The following is a 21,647-nucleotide window of genomic DNA, read 5'->3' as shown; positions in this document are numbered from 1 at the left end:
AAATAAGAAGTTGCAGAATACTAGATAAATTGGGTAGTTTTCTGCAACTTCTTTTAGTTTTAAATATTAATTCCAATACGTCTATTTTTAATTATTTTTTCTAATTCGTCAGCAGCTTTAATAACATCTTCTTCAACGATAAGTCTACCACCAGTAATATTTACTAAATCTTCTTTTAGAACTTTAGTTACAACTTCACTTCCATCAATAAATGGAGAAATGGCAACATGTAGCGGTAATCCTAATGATAATCCAAAAGCAGCATCAGCTAATGCTTGTTCTTCAAGCCATTGAGGAGCTGATAATACAAGTGGAAGTTCTGGGATATCTATCCGTAAATTTTCAGCAAGTTCAGTTGCGACCATTTCAAGTCTTCCAATAGCAAGGCATGGTCCAAAGTTTAAAACAGGTGGAATACCTAGCGATTTGCATACAGCTTTTAAATTATCACCAGCAAGTTCAGCAGCTCCAGGAGACATTAGTCCAACATTCTCAAGTCCTCCTGAAGAACATCCAGCTGATAGAACTAAAATATCTCTTTTTATTAATTCTTTAGTAAGTTCTACTGTAAATACATCATGACCTTTAGCAGTTAAGTTTGAACAACCAACAACTCCAGCTATGCCTTTTATTTTTCCTTGTGCTATTAAATCTATAAGAGGTTTCCAATTGCCACCTAAAAATTCCTTTAATGAACCTTCACTAACTCCTGTAATTACATCATCATGACCATGATCTTTAGGAATATCAATAGTAACTGAGTTTCTTCTATTTTTATAACTTTCTAATGCCTCATTTATAATTCTTTCGCTTAAATCTTCTATGTTAATTGTATTAAAATCTATAAAATCAGCAGTTTTCTTTTTAGCTACATCATCGATACAAAGCATTTTCACATTAAATCTTTCTGCTACAGGCTCAAGTCCTGGTATCGTACAATTGAATTCAGATACTATTAAGTCTATTCCTCCTGTTGCAAGAACTGCTTCACTTGTGTAGTTGTTTCCAGCATGTCCTGAGAATACTTCAGTATAGTGTTCTCCTCTTAATTGCAAATCTTGACCAACACATGTGCATCCAACTAACCTAAAACCTTTTGCACCTAAAGCTATAGCTTTATCTTTTATATCTTTATCAATTAATCTATCTTGAAGATGTGATATATCAGAATGTTGATGTCCTGTTACCATAATGTTTATATAATTGGCGTCTATAACTTTAAAGCCTACTTTTGCCTGTCTTATTTTCGGCGCGCCTAAAATAACATCATTTAATAAGTTTGTTAACATTAGACCATACACACCTGTGGCAACACCAAGGCTTAAAGAATTTAGCAACATATCAATAGGATCACTGTTTAAATTTGTTGATGTTTTTACTATGGCATCGAAAACTTCTGATTTAGCTCCACCAGGCAGTATATTTAATTCTTCCCATCTTTTAAATCTAGGAGTATACGATAGTTTTTTTACTAGTTCCATTTTTTCGAATCTTGGTTTGTATAAATCTTTTAAAACTTCATCAGCAACTTTAATTGCTTTTTGATTTATATCATTTTCTTTAATATCAAAGATTTCTGCAATTTTATCTAATGTCTCTGGACTTTTGATTTTAAGATTTCCTTTGCCTTCACCTATATTTTTTAAGTTTCTTGCTGTATTTTCTACTACATGAAGGTAACATGCAGAGCCTGCAGCTATTGCTCTTAAAAAGTTTCTTGCAACAATAGTGTCAGCATCGGCTCCACAAACTCCTCTAGGAGATTTAGGTGTTATCTTACAAGGTCCATTTGAACAAAGCTTACAACATATACCTTCTTTCCCAAATTTACATTTAGCCTTTTGAGTTTCTACTCTATTGAAAGATGTTTCTACATCTTCTTTAGTTGATAAAAATTCACATAATTTGCAATCTGCTGATTGACACATAGACATAATAATTCACTCCTTTTAGTTTTTTATAAAAAATCATTGGTTTTATAACAAAATTAATGATTCTATAGATATTAAAATTTAAAGTATACTAACTAGGTATACTTTGAGATAAAATATAAAAGGCAAAGCCTAATATATTTTGGATAATTATTTAAAGTTACCAAGGATCATTTTTTAAATCTTCAAAATTAACTTTTTCTAATTTTTCAACCATTGTACTTTGAATATTGATTAAAGCTTTATGTATGGAACAATGACCCAGTTTATTTGCACTGCATGATTCTTTATCATAAACGCATCTAGTTACTATAATAGGGCCCTGTATAGCTTCAACTACATCTTTTAAAGTTATATTTATCGGAGCCTTTGCAAGAGCATAACCTCCATTCACTCCTCTAAAAGATTTAACTATTCCTGATTGGGTAAGTTTTCTAGTCAATTTTAATAAAAATCTAAGAGGGATGTTTCCTTTTTCCGATAGGGATTTAGCATCTAGTCTATTATCTAAACCTTCTTTTGAGAGCATAAGTATTATTCTAAATGCATAATCAGATTCTTGATTTATGTTCATAATATCTACTCCTTAAACTATACCTAATTAGTATAGTTTATGATATATTACTTTTGATTTTTTGTCAATACGTAGAAAATATACTATTATGAACCAAAGGTATTTTGAATTATATTTTTTAATTTATTGACAAATGGAATAGGAAAATGTATTATAAAATCAACAAAAATTAAACGATTACAACGGCGGTTGGATTGTTACTAGTTAGACTAGGCAAGACCTTAATTGATTGGAAGAAACGTTTTCCGATTAATTAAGGCTTTTATTTTCTTAAAATTGCTATAAATATTTATTTTGAGTTGCTTTATTAATATACAAAAGGAGGGGATGTTATGAGGTAAAAATGAAAATGTTTGTAAAATAATATAGTGAATCTAGTAACGAGGGGGAGAAAAAATGAATAAAAATCTTAAAAAGATATTTACAACTCTAGCAATAATTGCAGCTACTACAAATTTTGTTTTACCATCTACAAGGATTAAAGCAGCAACAGAGTCAATTATAACAGAGACTATTTCTGTACAAGCTATTACTGCAAATACCTATGTTGGTGATATGGGAGTAATGGTTGATTCTTTTGAAATAGATGTTAATGATATGTCAAAAACAGCAGATTTACAGGCGACAGATTTTGATATAACAGGGAATTATGATGGATACCCGTTAAATTCAGAAGGCAAAGTTTCACAAGATAATTATACTAATGACGAAATTAATCTTACAGTGGAAGGGAATAAGATTAAGTTATCATTTAAACCATTTAAATATCCAGGAGGAAATGTATCTAATTTTGGAGTAGTTTGCAACAAGTATCCAGAATTATCTTTTACTCAAACAAATGTTACAAAGGTTAATACACGTACTGTAGATGAATTTGAAAATCTAACATTCAAAGGAAGTAACGGTGTAACTATTCCGTATAGATTACGTACTGTAAATACAGGAAAGCCAGAACCGTTAGTAATATGGATGCATGGATCAGGTGAAGTGGGAATAGATAATTTTAAACCAATAACTGCAAATAGAGGAGCGGTAGCATTTGCAGAATCAGGATATGCAACAAATGTTATAGCAGCACAATATCCATATAAATTTTCAGTAGAACTTACAGATACAGAATTAAAAGATATGAAAAATTTCTTTAATGCATATGAAGAATTAATTAATAAGTTAGTTACTGAGGGAAAAGTAGATAAAAATAGAATATATCTTACAGGAGCTTCAATGGGAGGCGGATTAACATTAAGATTTTTATTAGAAAAGCCAAATCTTTTCGCAGCCTCTGTTGCAATAGCTAGTAGAGGAACGGTAAAAGATTTATCTGAATTGAATACAATTTCAAATATTCCAATATGGTTATTTCATGCAGAAGAAGATGGAACAAATAGCAGTACAATAAGTAAAGATATCTACAATAAGCTACAAGGATTGGGAAATGATAAGTCTAAGCTTACAATATATTCTACAGAATATATGAATTCATTAAAATTATATGGTGGGCTTCTTCATGGTTCTTGGGTACCTACTTTAAATAATAAAGAAATGATGAGTTGGTTATTTTCGCAATCTAAAGAAGCGGTAGGTGGTTTTAATAATAACTCTACTTCATCACAGAATATAGTTAGTAATATAACTAATAAAGATGGAGTGAATAAGATAACTATAAATAATCCAGATTTTAAAAGTGGAGTAAGAGTTGAAATAGCTGATGTTCAATCAGTTAAAGATGGAAAAGGCTCATTTGAAATAGTTGCGGAAAACAACATTGTTAGATTACCATTTTCAGTAATTGATGATAAGTTGTTGGTTAATGGAGCTAAGATAGTGTTTGATTTTAATGTTGAGGAAAATTCAGATATAACAAGAAATATAACAGGTCTTAAAAAGATATTTGTTTTCAATTTATCAGTTGTTAATGGAGATAGTAAGACACCAATTCATGGATTTAACGAAGGTCAAGCTGAAATAACTATTGTCTTAACTGATGAAGAAATGAAGGAGTTAGATAGAAATAACTTATCAGTATTTTATTATAATGAGTCTAGTAATAAATTTGAAGCTTTAGAAACTAGAGTTGAAGGAGATAATGTTATTTTTAAGACAATCCATTTTTCAAAATTTATAATAGCAGACTCAGCTTTAGATAAGAGTATGAGAGAAGTTATGCCTAAAACAGGGGATTTGCTAGACATAAATAAAATTGTGCTAATGATGATGCTTTCTTTAATAGGTATATTAATAGCAATAAAGAATAAAAAGTTAACTGCAAAATAACAAAATATAATCACTAGGAAGTAATGTTTTTTTAGTGATTATGTTTTTTAATTTAATTTGATAAAAAAATAGTAGAAAATAAGTGAAATATGTTGACAATAGGAATAAATAAATGTATCATTAAATTAAAATTTAAACGCTTACAAACGGATATTGAGATTGTTACTGATTCGATCAGGCGATACCTTAATTGATGAATAGAAATTCATGATATTTCTTTTTATTGGTTGAGGTTTTTATATTATATGGTAACATAATATAACAGATGGGAGGATAGGAATGGTAATAAAAAAAATATTTAATAATAACGCCATATTGGCAAAGGATACAAATAGACATGAGTTCGTTGTAATGGGATGTGGAATAGCATTTAAGAAAAATGTTGGTGATAAGGTTGATGAATCATTGATAGAAAAAACATTTATCCTTAAACATAAAGATGCTTCAGAGAAATTTAAATTACTATTAGAAGATGTTCCAACAGAACATGTTTCGCTTTGTTACGATATTATTGAATACGCAAAGAATATATTGGGTGTTGAATTAAATGATTATATTTACGTAACTTTAACTGACCATATTAGTTATGCAATAAAAATGTTTGATGAAAATATTAAAAATTCAAATGTATTAATATGGGAAATAAAAAAGTTTTATCAAAAGGAATTTGCAATAGGGGTAAAGGCATTAGAATTTATTGAGAGTGAACTTGGTAAGAGATTGCCAGAAGACGAAGCAGGAAATATTGCACTTCATTTAATAAATGCACAAGTCAATAATTCAACTAGCAAAGTAGAGGATATTGCACATCAAACAAAAATGGTTCAAGATATATTAAATATTGTTAAATATACATATAATATTACCCTTGATGAAAATTCCTTAAACTATGAAAGATTTGTTACACATTTAAGATTTTTCTTTCAGAGGCTAAATAAAAAACAAATTATAGAATCAGAAGATGACTTTTTATTAAAACAAGTTAAATCAAAATATAAAAAGGCATATGAATGTATGCTTAAAATAGAAAAGTATTTAGAAATGACATTATCAGAAGAAGAGCAATTATATTTAACTATACATATTCAGCGTGTAACACAGAGATAAATAATTTATATGTTTTTGCTGTTGAGTAAGTGAGACTATTAACATAGATAGGACAAATATTATTCTATCTATACTAATAGTCTTATTTTTATTTAGTTATTTTAGTGTTCTACAAAGGAGTGAAAGAATGAAGTATAAATCTTTATTTATACAAGCATTCATTTCAGGGATTTTTGGGAGCTAAATTGCGGAATTTAGATGGCTTTTTCTATAGAAATATACGCTAGAGATTAATTAATGCAAAGATTATTAAGAATAAAATAATTTTATTTAGAATAAGATTTAACATTGAGTAAGTATTTGAAGGTGCTAAATTGTCAATAAAAAAATGTCCTAGAGGTATAATAAATTCAACATTTCGTAGGATTAAAGAAAACAATTTAAAAAAAATAAATTTAATTTGGTTAGAGGCTTGCGGATGTTCAGGAAATATTATTTCTCTTTTAGATGCAAATGATCCAGATGTTCCTTACTTTTTAACTAAGATGGTCAATATGACTTATAATAATAGCATTATGGGAGCAGAAGGAGAAAGGGCCTTTGATAACTTTCTAGAAACATTAGATACAGAATTTATTTTAGTTGTAGAAGGTGCAATAACAACTAAAGATAATGGAATTTATAATATAGTTGCTGAACATAATGGTAAACTCATTTCAGGAGCAGAGGCAGTAAATTTGGCAGCTGGAAAAGCAAAATATATTATATCAGTTGGTACCTGTGCATCTTATGGAGGTCCATCAGCTGCTAGACCAAATCCGTCAGGCAGCGAAAGTGTACCTGATTTTATTAATAATTATAAAGTAATAAGGGTACCAGGGTGTCCAGCAAATCCTAGATGGGTAATTAGTACTATAGCACATTTGATTTCTTACGGAATACCAGAATTAGACTCAGATGGACGACCTTTATTCTTATATGGAGAAACAATACATACAAATTGTTCAAGAAGATCTTATTTTGATAAAAAAATATTTGCTTCAAAATTGGGAGATAAGGAATGTATGTTTAATCTAGGTTGCAGAGGGCCTATTACAAGGGCAGATTGTGCTATTGGTAAATGGAATGATAGAGTAAATTGGCCTGTGGAAGATAATACTCCTTGTATTGGCTGCGTAAATAGTGGATTTCCTGATGGGATGGAACCTTTTTTTAATCAATAAATTGGAGAAAAAATTATGACAGATAAGATTGTTATAAATCCTATAACAAGGATAAGTGGTTTTTTGCAGATAGAGGTAACTATAGAAAAGAATATAGTGATAGATGCTAAAAGTAGTGGATTCTTATTTAGAGGATTTGAAGAAATGTTAAGAGGAAGATCACCTTTTGATGCTATTTATTTTACTGAGAGAATATGCGGTATATGTTCAACTGCTCATGGAATAGTTTCTGCTACAGCTTTAGAGAATGCATTAAATGTTAAACCTGATAAAAATGGAAGTATGCTAAGGCAGATAATTCATGGATGTGAATTTCTGCAAAATCATATAAGACATTTTTATCAATTTACAATGCCAGACTATGTACAGATTGAAGTTAATCCAGCAGATGAAGGACGTGAAAGAAAGTATAAGTTGCCTAGTGATACTAATAAAAGGTTAAGTGAGCATTACAAAGAAGCATTCAAATACAGTAGAGATGCTCATAAAATGCTAGCTCTTTTAGGGGGGAAAGCTCCTCACAATCATGGGATTTTCGTAGGAGGTGCAACATCTAATATTGATGCTACAAAAATAATTGAACTTAAGTCTATATTATATTCTATTAAAGATTTTATTAATAATATTATGTTAGAAGATATAAGTGCAATATCAAAGTATTATTTGGAAGACTTTGAAAATGGAAAAGGGTATGGTAATTTTTTAAGTTATGGAGCTTTTCATGAGTATCTAAATGAACCTATGATTTATGTAAAAAGCGGAGTGTTTATTAACAATGTAAAAAAAAGTTTTGATAGAAATAAGATAAATGAAGATATTACTCATTCTTATTATTCAAATATAAAGAAAAATCTAGATGAAGATAATAATTTTGAAGCAGACACAAGTAAGAAAGATGCTTATAGTTGGGTTAAAGCAGCAAGATATGATGGCATTCCTATGGAAGTAGGCCCATTAGCAAGAATGTGGATATCTGGAGAATACATTAATGGAATATCAACTTTAGATAGGACTATTGCAAGAATTTTAGAAGCAAAAAAAATATGTAATATAGTTGAGGATCTTATAAATAAATTAGAAGTTACAGTAAATTCACAAGAAAAGTGGGAAGTTTCAGAAGTGGCTAATGGGGTAGGACTTAGAGATACTTCAAGAGGAGCTTTAGCACATTGGATAACTATAGAAAATAAAAAGATAAAAAATTATACAATAATAACTCCATCAGGATGGAACTTATCGCCAACAGACTCTAAAGGTAATAAGGGGGTTATAGAAAGAGCATTAATTGGGACTTATGTGGAAGATGTTAAAAATCCAGTTGAAGTTGGTCGTGTAGTAAGATCCTTTGATCCTTGTGTTTCGTGCGCCACTCATATAATAAGCGACAAATTCAAGGACTTTAGTATAAGGGTTGTATGATGATTAAGGTTATAGCAATAGGAAATACATTGATGAGTGATGATGGGATTGCAATTAAGGTAGTTGATAATATTCATGAAGATTTAGAGAAACTGGGGATAAAGTGTGTAAAAGCTGAAACTGATTTTAATTTTGCACTAGATAATATAGAATGTGGAGATTTTATATTTATTGTAGATAGTACATTATTTAATTTAAATTGTGGACAAATTACGCAAATTTCTTTAAACAAAGTGGATAAATATTCAAAACATTTGCTTTCTGCTCATAATATGAATCTAATATGGTTAATTAACAATATGGGCGTAGATGTAAAAGGAATAATTTTAGGAATAGAGATCCATGATATTAAATTTGGCATAAAAATTTCAGATGGATTGGAAAGAAAATTTTCTGAAATATGTAATGCGGTTTTTAGAATAATTAAGGAGAAAAGTTTGGAATGTTATAAGGAAGGAAAAAGTAATGCATGAGGCATCTATAGCTTTTGAGATATATAAAATAGTTGATGAAAATATAAAAAACTACAATCTTAAAAATGTAATCTCAATATCTATCGTAGTTGGAAATTACAATGGAATAAACGAAAGTTCACTTAAATTTGCATTTAAGGCAATAAGTAAAGGAACAATTTGTGATGGGGCAAAAATAGTAATAAAGCCAGTTAAAGGTTTTGAATTATTAATTGAAGGGATAGAGGGGGAAGAGTATGAAGAGCATAGCAGTACAGAAAAGGATATTACAATCTAACACTGAATTCGCAGATAATAATAGGAAGCTGCTAATGGAAAAAGGTATATTTACTATGAATATATTTGGATCACCTGGTTCTGGAAAAACTTCAATGCTTGAAAAAATAATAAAGACATTAAAAGATAAAATATCACTAGCAGTAATCGAGGGCGATTTATATACAACTAGGGATGGCGAGAGAATTGAAAAGTATGGAATTCCTGTTGTTCAAGTCAATACCTGTGGAGCATGTCATTTAGATGCATCTATGATAGAAAAATCGATTAAGGCTTTGGATATAGATAAGCTAGATTTGATTCTTATAGAAAATGTAGGAAATTTAGTTTGTCCTGCATCATATGATTTAGGGGAAAATAGTAGAATGACAGTATTAAGCATAGCAGAGGGAAATGATAAGCCGCTTAAATATCCATTTATTTTTCAACAATCAGATGTTGTAGTGTTAAATAAGGTAGATATTTTGAATTTTACTGATTTTGATTTAGATGAATTTTATAAAGATATTTACTCTCTAAATAAAGATATAAAAATTTTTGAGATATCAGCTAGAACTGGAGAAGGGATAATAGATTTATGTAATTACTTTGTAGGAAAAGTTCTAGATAAAACTCAATAATAGTATTAGTGTTTAAAAAATGTGAATTTATTTATAAAAACATCACAGCTTCGTGATGTTTTTTCTTTTTATGAGTCATAATAAATAAACTATTAAGTATATGATAATAGAAGATTTTGATTCTAGGAGAGTGCAGTGCGGTGGTTAGAAAATATATATTAGTAACTGGGTTAGTACAAGGAATAGGTTTTAGACCTTATATATATAAAATAGCATTAAAAAACAATTTGAAGGGTTTTGTTAAAAATAGTAATGTTGGTGTAATAATCGATATTGAAGGAGAAAAAAGTTCTATAGGAAATTTTCTTTATCAATTGAAAGAAGGAGGACCAGAAGCTTTAAGTATAGATAAAATAGTAATAGAAGATAAAGAATTAATTAATTATAAAGTATTTAAAATAGAAAAAAGTTCAAAGGAAAGTAGAGGAATTACTTTTATATCACCTGATTTAGGAACTTGCAAGGAATGTTATAAAGAAATAATGAATAAAGAAAATAAGAGATATATGTATCCATTTACTAACTGTACAAAATGTGGGCCAAGGTACTCTATAATTAAATCACTTCCTTATGATAGATTTGCAACAACTATGAATTTTTTTAATATGTGTAATGAGTGCAATGAAGAATATAAAAACATATTAAACAGGAGATTTCATGCAGAAAGTAATTGCTGTGCCATTTGTGGACCTAAGTTGCAACTAATAGATAATGAAGGAAGGGTAGTGAATACTTTAAATCCTATTGAAGAGGTTATTAAGTTTCTTAAGGAAGATAAGATTATATCAATTAAAGGTATAGGAGGATTTCATTTAGTTTGTAACGGAAAAAGTGAAAATACAATTGAACTTCTTAGAAAAAGAAAGTATAGAGAGAGAAAGCCTTTTGCCGTAATGATTAAGGATATCGAAACTGTAAAAAAATACTGCTATTTATCAAAAGAAGAAGAGAAGATATTATCAAGTAATAAAAGACCAATAGTGGTATTGGATACAATTGAAGATAAGTTACCTTTAAATATAGCTCCAGGAAATAATACGTTAGGAGTTATGTTGCCATACTCTCCTATACATTACTTGCTTTTTCAAAAAGAGTTAGAAGTACTAGTTATGACAAGTGCAAATCTTAATGGAATGCCTATAGTATATAAAAATGAAGATGCTATTAGTCAATTATCTGAAATAGTGGACTATCATCTTATTAATAATAGAGAAATATATAATGCAATAGATGATTCTGTAGTTAGAGTTATCTTAGGAGAAGAAAGAGTAATTAGGAGAGGAAGAGGCTATTCGCCAACATATTTAAAAGGAGATGGATTTAAGGAAAGTATAAGTTTAGGTTCTTATTTGAAAAACAATTTTTGCCTAGTTACTAAAGAAAATATAATCTTAAGCCAATATATAGGTAATTTAGATAATGTAGAAACCTTAAAAAGATATTATATGTCAATAAGAAATTTATCTGGTATCTATAATGCAAAACCAGAATTAATAGTATATGATTTTCATCCAGGTGGCTTTTCAAAGGGCTATTTAAAAACATTTAAAGGGAAAAAAATTGGAGTTTATCATCATCATGCACATTTAGCAAGTGTTCTTTTTGAGAATAGAGAAAAGGATAAAGTTATAGGAGTAGCTTATGATGGATCAGGCTTTGGTGAGGATGGAGCAATATGGGGAGGAGAATTTTTAATAGTTGATTGCAAAAAATTTAGTAGAGTTGGGCATTTAAATTCGGTGCAGATGCCAGGAGGCGATAAAGCTGTGAAAGAACCAGTTAGAATGGCTATTTCATATCTTTATAAGACGTATAAAAACAAAATAGATGAAGTGCTAAATTTAATTAATTTTAATCTTATTGAAAAAAAATATATACAAATTATAAGAAAAAACATAAACTGTCCTAAAACATCCAGTATGGGAAGGCTTTTTGATGCAGTATCCTATTTATTAGGTTTCAATAGAAATGTTACTTATGAGGGAGAGGCTGCAATATATTTAGAGAATATATCTATAGCTGGTGTAGTAGAGAGTTATTATTTTGACATAGATTTAAAAAATCAAAAGTATATTATTAATACAGATAAAATTATTATAGGAGTAATTGAAGATATAAAGAAGCAAATCAAACCGGGGATAATTTCTAGAAAATTTCACAATACGATAATAAAGTTAACATTAGAATTATGTTTACAAATATCAAATGTCAATAAAATAAAAAAAGTTGCTCTTAGTGGAGGGGTATTCCAAAATAAAATACTTCTTGAGGGGGTATATAATGCTTTAAAACAGAATGGATTTATAGTTTATATTAATAAGCAAGTTCCTTGTAATGATGGGGGGATTTCTTTGGGTCAAATAGTAATAGCAAATGCAAGGGAGATGGAATAATTGTGTATTGCAGTTCCTTTAGAAGTAATTAAGTTATGTGAAGGCAATGAGGCAATAGTACATTATAAAGGAGTGAGTATGAAAGTGAATATAGGTCTTTTAGAAAATGTGGTTTTAGGAGATATTTTACTTGTACATGCAGGGTGTGCTATAGAGAAACTAAATAAAAAAGAGGGGAAGAAGACACAAGAGTTGTTTGATGAATTACCTATTTTTGAAGAAGGCGATATATGGAATGCTTAAAAATAAATAGAGAAATAAGGATAATGGAGGTTTGTGGCACTCATACCTTAGCTATTTTGAGAAGTGGGATAAGAAATATTATACCTAATAATATAAAGATAGTTAGTGGACCAGGATGTCCAGTATGTGTAACAAATCAAGGATATATAGATGCTTGTATTGAGCTAAGTAAAAGGGAAAATATAATTATTACAACTTTTGGGGATATGATTAACGTACCTGGAACTAATAGCTCACTAAAGGTTGAAAGAGCATTAGGTAATGATATTAGAATACTGTATTCACCGTTAGATGCAATAAATACTGCTAAAAAGAATCCAGACAAAGAAGTTGTATTTTTAGCTATTGGGTTTGAAACTACAGCACCATTAATTGGTCTCGCTATAGAAAAAGCAAAGATAGAAAATTTAAAGAATTTTAGCGTGTTTTGTGGTGTGAAAACAATGCCACAAGTAATTAGAATGCTAATAGAAGATGAAAAAGTTAATATTGATGGTATCATTTGTCCAGGTAATGTAAGTACTATAATCGGAGGAGACTCTTTTAAGTTCATTAGCAAAGAGTTAAGCATACCAGCAGTTATAGCAGGATTTGAAAATAGAGATGTTATTGCAGCTATATATTTACTTATAGATATGCTAAAGAAAAATGAGTGTGGAGTTACAAATATCTACAGAAGGTTTGTGAAAGCTGAAGGTAATAAAAAGGCAAAAGAGATAATGAATAAAGTTTTCATGCCTTCTGATTCTTTATGGAGAGGTCTTGGACTTATAAAAAATAGTGGTTTGGAGATTAGAGAAACATACAGTGATTATGATGTAAAAGTTAAGTTCAATATAAAAATAGAAGATTCCCCTTTAGTTAAAGGATGCATATGCGGAGATATATTAAAAGGAGAAAAATCTCCGGAAAATTGTATGCTTTTTGGGAATATGTGTAGTCCTAATAGCCCAGTTGGAGTTTGTATGGTATCTCGGGAGGGAGCCTGCAAAATATATTATCAATATATAAATAATTATTAGAAAGGGGTTTGTAGAATGGATATTATAACTTTATCACATGGTAGCGGAGGAAAAAGTACTCATGATTTGATTAAGAAAATATTCTATAAATATTTTCATAATGAAATACTTTTACAGCAAGGAGATTCTGGTATAGTGGATAAGTTAAATGGTAAGATAGCTATTACTACAGATTCATATGTAATAAAACCGCTATTTTTTCAAGGAGGGGATATTGGTAAGTTATCAATATGTGGGACAGTAAATGATTTAGCTGTTAGTGGAGCAAGGCCACTTTATATTAGTGTTGGATTTATTATAGAAGAAGGAATGAAAATTAGTGAACTTGAAAGAATTGTTGAGTCTATGGCTAAAACAGCAGAAAGTTGCAATGTAAAGATAGTTACTGGAGATTCGAAAGTTGTGGAAAGAGGAAAAGGTGACAAACTTTATATTAATACTGCAGGTGTAGGTATTGTTGAAAATAGTTTTGACATATCAGGAAGATCAATAAATGAGGGAGATAAGATTATTGTAAATGGAACTTTAGGGGATCACGGGATAACAATACTTTGCGAAAGAGAAGAATTGAATTTTAAAACTCAAATAGAAAGTGATTGTAATGCGTTATATCCTTTAGTTCAAGATATTTTAAGTGTTACTAAGAAAGTTAAATTCATGAGGGATATTACGAGAGGAGGGTTAGCTACTATACTTAATGAGATAATTAAGGAAAGAAAGCTAGGGGTAGTATTAAAAGAAAATTCTATTCCAGTTAATGACGAGGTTAATGTAGTTTGTGAAATGTTGGGATTTAATCCTCTCTTTATAGCTAATGAAGGGAAATTGGTTGTTGTGGTTTCTAAAGAAGAGGCGCATGATGTACTTAGGATAATGAGAAGTAATCCATTAGGTAAAAATGCTGCAATTATAGGAGAAGTAATTCAAGATAATGCTGAGAAAGTTTATTTAAATACTAAAATCCATGGAACAAGGATTTTAGGTATGCTGGAAGATGATCTTATACCTAGAATATGTTAATAATCATTAATAAAAGTGTTGAAGAGCAAATAATCTTCAGCACTTTTTATTTATTATCTGCTTTAAAATGTAAATAATATTTGATATAAATGAAGTTAGAGTATTGAACACTTTGGAATATTATTACATTGATTCTAGAAATGTTAGCGCTTACAATATACTTAAATGTAATTAAAATGGGAACAATTAAATTGGGGATATTAAGCAAAATAGAAATCTAATAAAACTTATAATGGACAGAGGAGAAAATTGGGGCTATGAATAAAATTAAATATAAATTTATAACATGTAAGGATAGAGAATTTGATCAAGTAATTGATTTAAGATTTTCTATACTTTTTGAGCCATATAATATTATTGAGAAATATGATTATGATAAATTAGATGAAATAAGTTTCCATTTAGTAGCATTAAGTGGAGATAGAGTTGTAGCTTATTCGAGGATGACAAATATAAATGGAAAAGGTAAGATTACCAATGTTGTTGTTAGTTCTAATTTTATTAATAAAGGAATTGGATTAGAAATGATGAAAAGTCACATTAGTAATGCAAAAAAAAACAATATAGATTATTTATATTTAAATGCTAGATTGGATACTATTGATTTTTATATAAAGGTTGGATTTAAATGTGATGGTTCAATAACTAGATCTGAAAAGAGTGGATTGGATTTACAAAGAATGTTTATTGAAAAAATATAAATTACTAAGGTTGAAAGAAGGATGTTAGATGAATGTTGGGAATGGGGTTATAAGTAAAATCAATAATCCATTTGTTTCTTTAAAACACAGAAATTTTAGATATTATTGGATAGGGATGTGTGTTTCACTTATAGGTACCTAGATGCAGAATATAGCTCAGCCTTGGCTTGCATATAGTTTGACAGATTCACCTTTTTTATTAAGTCTTATTGGAATTCTTCAATTTACTCCAATGTTGATTTTTTCATTATTTGCAGGGGTAATTATAGATAAGTTTTCCAAAAAGAAAATTCTTATATTTACTCAAACAACTTCCCTAATAATTACTCTTATACTTGCTATACTGGTTTGGAGTGGACAAGTTCAATACTGGCACATATTACTTATGGCCACGTTACTTGGAATCGTTAATACCTTAGATATGCCATCGAGACAGTCTTTTATTATAGAACTTGTAGGCAAGGAAGATTTGATGAATGCTATTGCATTAAATTCTATGGTTTTTAATGTAGCTAGAATTATAGGACCAGCAATTGCAGGAATAGTAATGGGATATTATGGTGTAAAGGTATGCTTTTTTGTGAATTCAATAAGTTTTGCAGCTGTTGTAGTAGGTTTATTTTTTATCAAAACCAAAGAGGTGGAAAGAAAGGTTAAAAGTGATACTAAGATAATAGATGAGATTAAAGATGGACTTAAGTATATTTACAAACATAATATTCTTTTAAATACAATTATAGTTGTTTTTATTGTGGGGACATTTGCACCAAACTTTAGTGTACTTGTACCCGTATTTGCAAAAGAAATACTTAATCAAAATGAAGCTGGATTTGGTATTCTTATGTCTTTTATGGGGATGGGATCATTTATTGGAGCTATGTTTATTGCAACATTAAGTAAATCAGGACCAAAGAAGATTTTCATTTATGTAGTACCACTAATTGTAGGAGGATTTTTAATTTTCACTGGAATAAGTAGTGCTTATATACTGACAGGGATTTTTCTTGCATTTACTGGATTCTTTTTTATTTGTTTTAGCTCTAGTGCAAATTCAACTTTGCAGCTTAATGCAAGAAATGAGTATAGGGGAAGAGTAATGAGCGTATATACTTTAGTTTTTGCTGGATCTACTCCTATAGGAAATTTCTACGCAGGAGTTATTACAGAAACTTTTGATGCAAGAATAGGTTTTATAGCTTGTGGTTCTATAATAATTATGTTAATGATTTTATTATTTATATTTAGATTAAAGAGAAGAAGAAGTGATTAAATTTAAATTAGATATGATATACTAATTTATGAAGTTTATAGTATAAAATAGGAGAAAATTATAGATGGAAAATAAAATAAAATTAACGACTCCAAGGTATCAACAAATAGCAACTGATATTGCGTCCAAAATAGCAGAGGGGCATTATAAGGTTGGAGATAAAATTTATGCTAGATCTTCTTTAGCTAGTCAGTATGGAGTTTCATCAGAAACGGCAAGAAGAGCAATTTGTGTTTTAGATGATTTAGATATTGTTGATACAACAAAAGGTAGTGGTGTAATCATAAAATCATATGAAAATGCTATTAAATTTATTAGGCAGTATGATAATCTTCAAACTATTGATAGTTTAAAGAAAAATATAATTGAAAGTGTAAATAAACAGAAGAAAGAATTAGATTATTTTAGTAATGTTCTTTCAGATTTAGTAGACAAAACAGATAGATTTCGTTCAACTAACCCATTTATTCCATTTGAGATTGAAATTACAGCTGAAACACCATATTTGAATAAGTCAGCAGCAGATATAAATTTTTGGCATAATACAGCTGCTACTATTATAGCAATAAAAAGAAATGGTAATTTGTTGATGTCGCCAGGGCCATATGCAAGTTTTTGTGAAAATGATGTATTTTATTTTATAGGTGATAAAGATTGTCTTGAGAGAGTTCAAAAATTCTTATTTTTAGAGAAATAATTTAAATTATTAAACATCTTAATTATTACTTTTATAAGTGTAATTAAGGTGTTTTTTTATTTAGAAAAATTAAGTGAGATTTGACAAAAGTAACAACTTAATGTTATCGTTAAGTTGTTACTTATGAAAGGGGGCAATAAAATTGATTAAATTTAAAAATGTTACGAAGAAATTCAAAAATAGTACAGTTTTATCTGATATTTCCTTTGAAATTGAGAAAGGACAACTAGTGGCAATCATAGGGGGGAGTGGTTGTGGAAAAACAACAACCTTAAAAATGATTAATAAACTTATAAAAATGACATCAGGGCAAATTTATATAAATGGACAAGATATAAATGATAAAGACGTTATAGAACTAAGAAGAAATATAGGATATGTCATTCAACAAACTGGATTGTTTCCTCATATGACTATAAAAGAAAACATTGAATTAATCTCTAAAATAAAAAAAGAAGATACTAAAAAAATCACACAAAGAACATACGAACTTATGGATATGGTCGGTTTAGATAGTGAAAAGTTTCTTAATAGATATCCAACAGAACTTAGTGGAGGACAACAACAAAGGGTTGGTGTAGCAAGAGCATTTGCTACAGATCCAGATATTATATTGATGGACGAGCCGTTTTCAGCTCTAGATCCAATAACTAGAAATGGATTGCAAGATGAACTTATAAATCTTCAATCGAAAATGAAAAAGACCATAGTCTTTGTAACGCATGATATGGATGAGGCTGTCAAATTGGCTGATAAGATATGCATCATGCATAAAGGAAAGATAGTACAATATGATACTCCTGAAAATATTTTAAAGAATCCAATTAATGAATTTGTATCAGAGTTCGTAGGAAGAAAGAGGATTTGGGGTTCTCCAGAATTTATTAAAGCTGAAGATATTATGATAGAAAATCCAGTAACCTGTCAAAGTAATTTATCTTTATTTAAATGTATTGAGAAGATGAGATCTTCTAAAGTTGATACTCTTATGGTGGTTGAAGATAAATCTAAGAAGCTTGAGGGTATTATTAAGGCAAAGGATATACGACTTAGTAGTGATAAGACTACTGAGGTTAATAATATAATTAACAAAGAGTTTCTATATGCTAATCCTAAAGATACTTTAATTGATATTTTAAATATGATTAATGATAATGATATATCAAATGTACCTGTATTAAACGAGGAAGGAGTACTAGTTGGGTTGATAACAAAAAGTAGCCTTGTTACAACTCTTAGTGATCCATATATTAAGGAGGATGTGTAGTATGAATTTCTTTGAATATTTTTTTGAAAATAAGTCGCAAATATTTTCACTTACTATCGAGCATATTCAGCTTACTTTTATTTCAGTTGCAATAGCTATTTTAATTGGTGTTCCACTAGGAATATTTATATGTTATATAAAAAAATTAAACAAGCCTATACTTGGAGCAGCTAATGTAGTTCAGGCAATTCCTAGCATGGCATTATTAGGATTTGCTATACCATTTTTAGGAATAGGTACGCTTCCTGCAATTGTCACCGTTGTTTTATATTCATTGTTACCAATTATTAAAAATACTTATACAGGGATAGATAGTATTAATGAACAAACTATTGAAGCAGCAAAAGGAATTGGTCTTACAAAGTTTCAAGTTCTTACGAAGATTCAAATTCCTTTAGCGTTACCGGTTATAATGGCTGGTGTTCGTATTTCAGCTGTTACAGCTGTAGGGTTAATGACCATGTCAGCATTTATTGGAGCTGGAGGATTAGGGTATTTAGTATTTTCAGGTATAAGAACTGTAAATACAAATCAAATTCTAGCTGGTGCTATACCTGCATGTATTCTTGCACTATTTGTAGATTTTTTAGCATCACTTGTTGAAAAACTTGTAACTCCAATTAGTTTACAAAAAGTGAATAATACAGATTTTGCAAGATTAAAAAAGCAAAAAAGGAGAAGCAAAAGCATCTTAGCTATATCTGCAATGGCAGTTTTAGGGATATTTATTTTTACATCTTTAGCAAATAGAGTTGAAAGCAGTAAAGTTATAACAATAGGAAGCAAAGATTTCACTGAACAACATATTATTTCTAATATGATAGCTGATGTTATTGAAAATAAAACTGATATTAAAGTTAATAGAAAAATAAATTTAGGTGGAACACAAGTTTGTTTTGGAGCTATGAAGTCAGGAGACATAGATATGTATGTTGATTATAGCGGAACTATTTATGGAGATGTATTGAAGTATGAACCTATTAGTGATGTTGATAAAGTATATAACGTTGCAAAAGATGACTTGAAAAATAAATATAATATTGAGACTTTAAAGCAAATGGGATTTAATAATACGTATACTTTAAGTGTTACAAAAGAAACAGCTGAAAAGTACAACTTAAAAAATATAAGTGATCTATCTAATATTACTAGTAATTTGAAAGTTGGAACTACTTTAGAATTTTTAAATAGAGCTGATGGACTACCTGGTATTTCTAAAACCTATAATCTGAATTTTAAAGATACTATCGGTCTAGATGGATCCCCACGTTATACGGCACTATTAAATAAAGAGGTTGATATTGTAGATGCATTTTCTACTGATGGACTTCTTAAAAAATTTAATTTAGTTTCATTAGATGATGATAAGAAATTTTTTCCTCCATATTATGCCACACCAATAATTAGAGAAGAAATTTTAGAAAAACACCCTGAAATTCAACCGTTGATTGAGGAATTAGGGGATACTTTAACTAATGATGTTATGAGGGAGTTAAATTACAAAGTTGATGAACTTCAAATGGAGCCAGATGTTGTAGCACAGGAATTTTTAAAAGAACATGGATTGATTTAATTGAAGGTTTGTTTATAATATAGAAAAAGGCCCCTACAAAAAGGGGCTTTTTAATTATAATGTTTTATAAATTGCACCAAGCCTATCAACTTCATCATCAGCAAAGCCATATACTCCAGCAATAGCATATCCTTTTGGAGCTGTAAAAGTTTTAACTTCATCCTTGGTGCCACCTTCTAATACATGTCCTAAATTGGTAGTTAGCTTAATATAGGAAATTCTATTTGTTCCGAAAGTGCTTTTTTGAGCTTTAGAAAGTTCCATTGATGTTATATATTCATTTTTACCTAGAACAAGTTCTTTATAAGTACCACCTGTTCCACCAGCTTGAGCTACAGTGTTATTGTAGGTAAAAGCTATGGAATCAAGACGTGATCCACTTCTAATAGCAATTTTAGTTGGCATACTATTATTCATCTTTTCACTAAAGCTAAATCCAGTACCACCTGCTCCGCCGAAGGTTTCACTCATTTGAATTTCTTTATTAAGTGAGTATTTAAATGTTGTAGTAATAGGGTAATGGTCAGAAAGTTGATTACCACTGGCATCAGTAAATTCTTTTTCAAGAAGTGCATAGCTTGTAGCAGTTAAGTTAACATTTTTACCACTTCTGTAGAATATTTTATCAACCACCTCATTGTTTGGGCCATTTCTGTGAGCTGTGTCCATCAAAGCATCACCATCTTGAGGTACGGTACCATTTCTAATGAGTTGAATCCATGCATCTGTTAATCCACATTTTTTAACAACAGCATCCTCAAAGTTATCACCAGCTCTTGTATAACGTGAGTTAGTGTCACCTATAACAATAACAGCTTTTCCAGTTGAACGTTCGTTTATAAGGGAAGCAAGTTGTTCCATGTTTGAACGTCTAGCCTTAAGAGAACCTTCATCAGTGTCAGCATCTGCGTGAATATCATAAATATCAACAAAGTAACCAGGTTCAATTTCCATAGAAGAATATAAGATTCCTTTTGGTGTCATTTGATCTGCACCATGTGTTATAACCCCATAAGAGTCTTTCCACTTATAGCGTGTTGTTTCATAAAGAGGGAAGCGAGACATAAAGTTCATCCCATCACCCGTTGGGACATTACCACTTGTAGGGGTTAAGTAAGGAAGTGTAATCTTTGATGTTAAATCATTATGATAAGCAAAATCTTCTTGAACACTAACGAGATCATAGTTATTTAATAGTGGACTCATTAAACGAGTATTTGCACTTGGATTACTGCTAGAAAGCATCGCTGGCAACCCAGCTACATTTAGAGATAGAACTTTAAATGTTTTATCCGATTCATAAGTTTGTGCAGTTATTTTTGTTATAGGTAGTATAAATGTAACAGCCAGAATTGCAGCTGTTAGCATTGATGTGAATTTTGTTTTACGTAATAAATTCATTATAATTCCTCCTCAAATTATTTTTGATCCAATATTAATCCATATATGTATTAAAATTTGGAAATATAAAACAATAGTACAGTATCTATTTAGTTAAGTCTATACAATATTGGATAATTTATCGTTAAATGGTAGTAAATTTATCTTAAAATAAAGTTAAAAAAGTTATCTTATTATCTATGTGATAAAGTCACAGATGAAAAGAGATATATGGGTTAAACTA

The 21,647-nt window shown here is 29.6% G+C and carries 18 protein-coding genes and 1 pseudogene; 16 read left to right on the top strand and 3 right to left on the bottom strand.

The genetic code is table 11. From position 1 onward, the window contains the following. Positions 1-59: 59 nt before the first annotated feature. Together cooS and H9661_RS05605 are read right to left on the bottom strand one after the other, a co-directional pair. On the bottom strand, positions 60-1,934 hold the full coding sequence (gene cooS, locus H9661_RS05610; RefSeq protein WP_143316689.1) for an anaerobic carbon-monoxide dehydrogenase catalytic subunit: 1,875 nt from the start codon (positions 1,932-1,934) through the stop codon (positions 60-62). A gap of 157 nt (positions 1,935-2,091) precedes the next feature. After that, complete coding sequence (locus H9661_RS05605) at positions 2,092-2,505, bottom strand: RrF2 family transcriptional regulator (RefSeq protein ID WP_143316690.1); 414 nt, start codon at positions 2,503-2,505, stop codon at positions 2,092-2,094. Positions 2,506-2,901: 396 nt separating this feature from the next. Between H9661_RS05605 and H9661_RS05600 the strand changes: the two genes are divergently transcribed. From H9661_RS05600 to H9661_RS05525, 16 genes and pseudogenes are all read left to right on the top strand, one after another. Then, complete coding sequence (locus tag H9661_RS05600) at positions 2,902-4,779, top strand: carboxylesterase family protein (RefSeq protein ID WP_143316691.1); 1,878 nt, start codon at positions 2,902-2,904, stop codon at positions 4,777-4,779. Positions 4,780-5,058: 279 nt separating this feature from the next. Then, on the top strand, positions 5,059-5,886 hold the full coding sequence (gene licT / locus H9661_RS05595) for a BglG family transcription antiterminator LicT (RefSeq protein WP_143316692.1): 828 nt from the start codon (positions 5,059-5,061) through the stop codon (positions 5,884-5,886). 314 nt (positions 5,887-6,200) lie between these two features. Further along, on the top strand, positions 6,201-7,049 hold the full coding sequence (locus H9661_RS05590) for a hydrogenase small subunit (RefSeq protein WP_143316693.1): 849 nt from the start codon (positions 6,201-6,203) through the stop codon (positions 7,047-7,049). 15 nt (positions 7,050-7,064) lie between these two features. Continuing rightward, positions 7,065-8,468, top strand: a complete 1,404-nt coding sequence (locus H9661_RS05585) for a nickel-dependent hydrogenase large subunit (RefSeq protein WP_191767907.1) — start codon at positions 7,065-7,067, stop codon at positions 8,466-8,468. Continuing rightward, complete coding sequence (locus tag H9661_RS05580) at positions 8,468-8,941, top strand: hydrogenase maturation protease (protein WP_143316793.1); 474 nt, start codon at positions 8,468-8,470, stop codon at positions 8,939-8,941. Before H9661_RS05585 ends, H9661_RS05580 begins: the two co-directional genes overlap by 1 nt. Further along, positions 8,934-9,218 carry a hydrogenase maturation nickel metallochaperone HypA/HybF gene (locus H9661_RS05575; RefSeq protein ID WP_143316695.1) on the top strand — a complete coding sequence of 95 codons (285 nt, stop codon included), beginning with the start codon at positions 8,934-8,936 and terminating at the stop codon, positions 9,216-9,218. Before H9661_RS05580 ends, H9661_RS05575 begins: the two co-directional genes overlap by 8 nt. Then, the gene (gene hypB / locus H9661_RS05570) at positions 9,178-9,837 is read left to right on the top strand and encodes a hydrogenase nickel incorporation protein HypB (RefSeq protein ID WP_143316696.1); all 660 of its coding nucleotides are present in this window, start codon (positions 9,178-9,180) and stop codon (positions 9,835-9,837) included. The genes H9661_RS05575 and hypB overlap by 41 nt, the downstream gene beginning before the upstream one ends. Before the next feature lie 140 nt (positions 9,838-9,977). Beyond that, positions 9,978-12,230, top strand: coding sequence for a carbamoyltransferase HypF (gene hypF, locus H9661_RS05565; RefSeq protein WP_191767906.1), 2,253 nt, complete (start codon positions 9,978-9,980; stop codon positions 12,228-12,230). Then, entirely contained in the window at positions 12,231-12,473 is a 243-nt protein-coding gene (locus H9661_RS05560; protein WP_191767905.1) for a HypC/HybG/HupF family hydrogenase formation chaperone, read from the top strand. Continuing rightward, entirely contained in the window at positions 12,461-13,495 is a 1,035-nt protein-coding gene (gene hypD, locus H9661_RS05555; protein WP_191767904.1) for a hydrogenase formation protein HypD, read from the top strand. The genes H9661_RS05560 and hypD overlap by 13 nt, the downstream gene beginning before the upstream one ends. A gap of 15 nt (positions 13,496-13,510) precedes the next feature. After that, positions 13,511-14,515, top strand: a complete 1,005-nt coding sequence (hypE, locus tag H9661_RS05550) for a hydrogenase expression/formation protein HypE (RefSeq protein WP_143316700.1) — start codon at positions 13,511-13,513, stop codon at positions 14,513-14,515. A 257-nt stretch (positions 14,516-14,772) separates the two neighbouring features. After that, on the top strand, positions 14,773-15,216 hold the full coding sequence (locus H9661_RS05545) for a GNAT family N-acetyltransferase (protein WP_191767903.1): 444 nt from the start codon (positions 14,773-14,775) through the stop codon (positions 15,214-15,216). Positions 15,217-15,244: 28 nt separating this feature from the next. Then, a pseudogene (locus H9661_RS05540) lies at positions 15,245-16,486 on the top strand (MFS transporter). A gap of 64 nt (positions 16,487-16,550) precedes the next feature. Beyond that, a complete protein-coding gene (locus H9661_RS05535; protein WP_143316703.1) occupies positions 16,551-17,183 on the top strand; it encodes a GntR family transcriptional regulator in 633 nt (210 codons plus the stop codon). A 142-nt stretch (positions 17,184-17,325) separates the two neighbouring features. After that, a complete protein-coding gene (locus H9661_RS05530) occupies positions 17,326-18,450 on the top strand; it encodes an ABC transporter ATP-binding protein (protein WP_143316704.1) in 1,125 nt (374 codons plus the stop codon). 1 nt (position 18,451) lies between these two features. Further along, on the top strand, positions 18,452-20,023 hold the full coding sequence (locus tag H9661_RS05525; protein ID WP_191767902.1) for an ABC transporter permease/substrate-binding protein: 1,572 nt from the start codon (positions 18,452-18,454) through the stop codon (positions 20,021-20,023). 54 nt (positions 20,024-20,077) lie between these two features. Here the strand turns inward: H9661_RS05525 and H9661_RS05520 are convergent, their stop codons facing one another. Then, on the bottom strand, positions 20,078-21,424 hold the full coding sequence (locus tag H9661_RS05520) for a jacalin-like lectin (RefSeq protein ID WP_243240343.1): 1,347 nt from the start codon (positions 21,422-21,424) through the stop codon (positions 20,078-20,080). Between the last annotated feature and the right edge of the window lie 223 nt (positions 21,425-21,647).

The organism is Clostridium cibarium, from assembly GCF_014836335.1.
Taxonomy (GTDB): domain Bacteria; phylum Bacillota; class Clostridia; order Clostridiales; family Clostridiaceae; genus Clostridium; species Clostridium cibarium.
The sequence above is the reverse complement of the archived record's forward strand: the minus strand, read 5'-3'. Positions and strand labels throughout refer to the sequence as shown.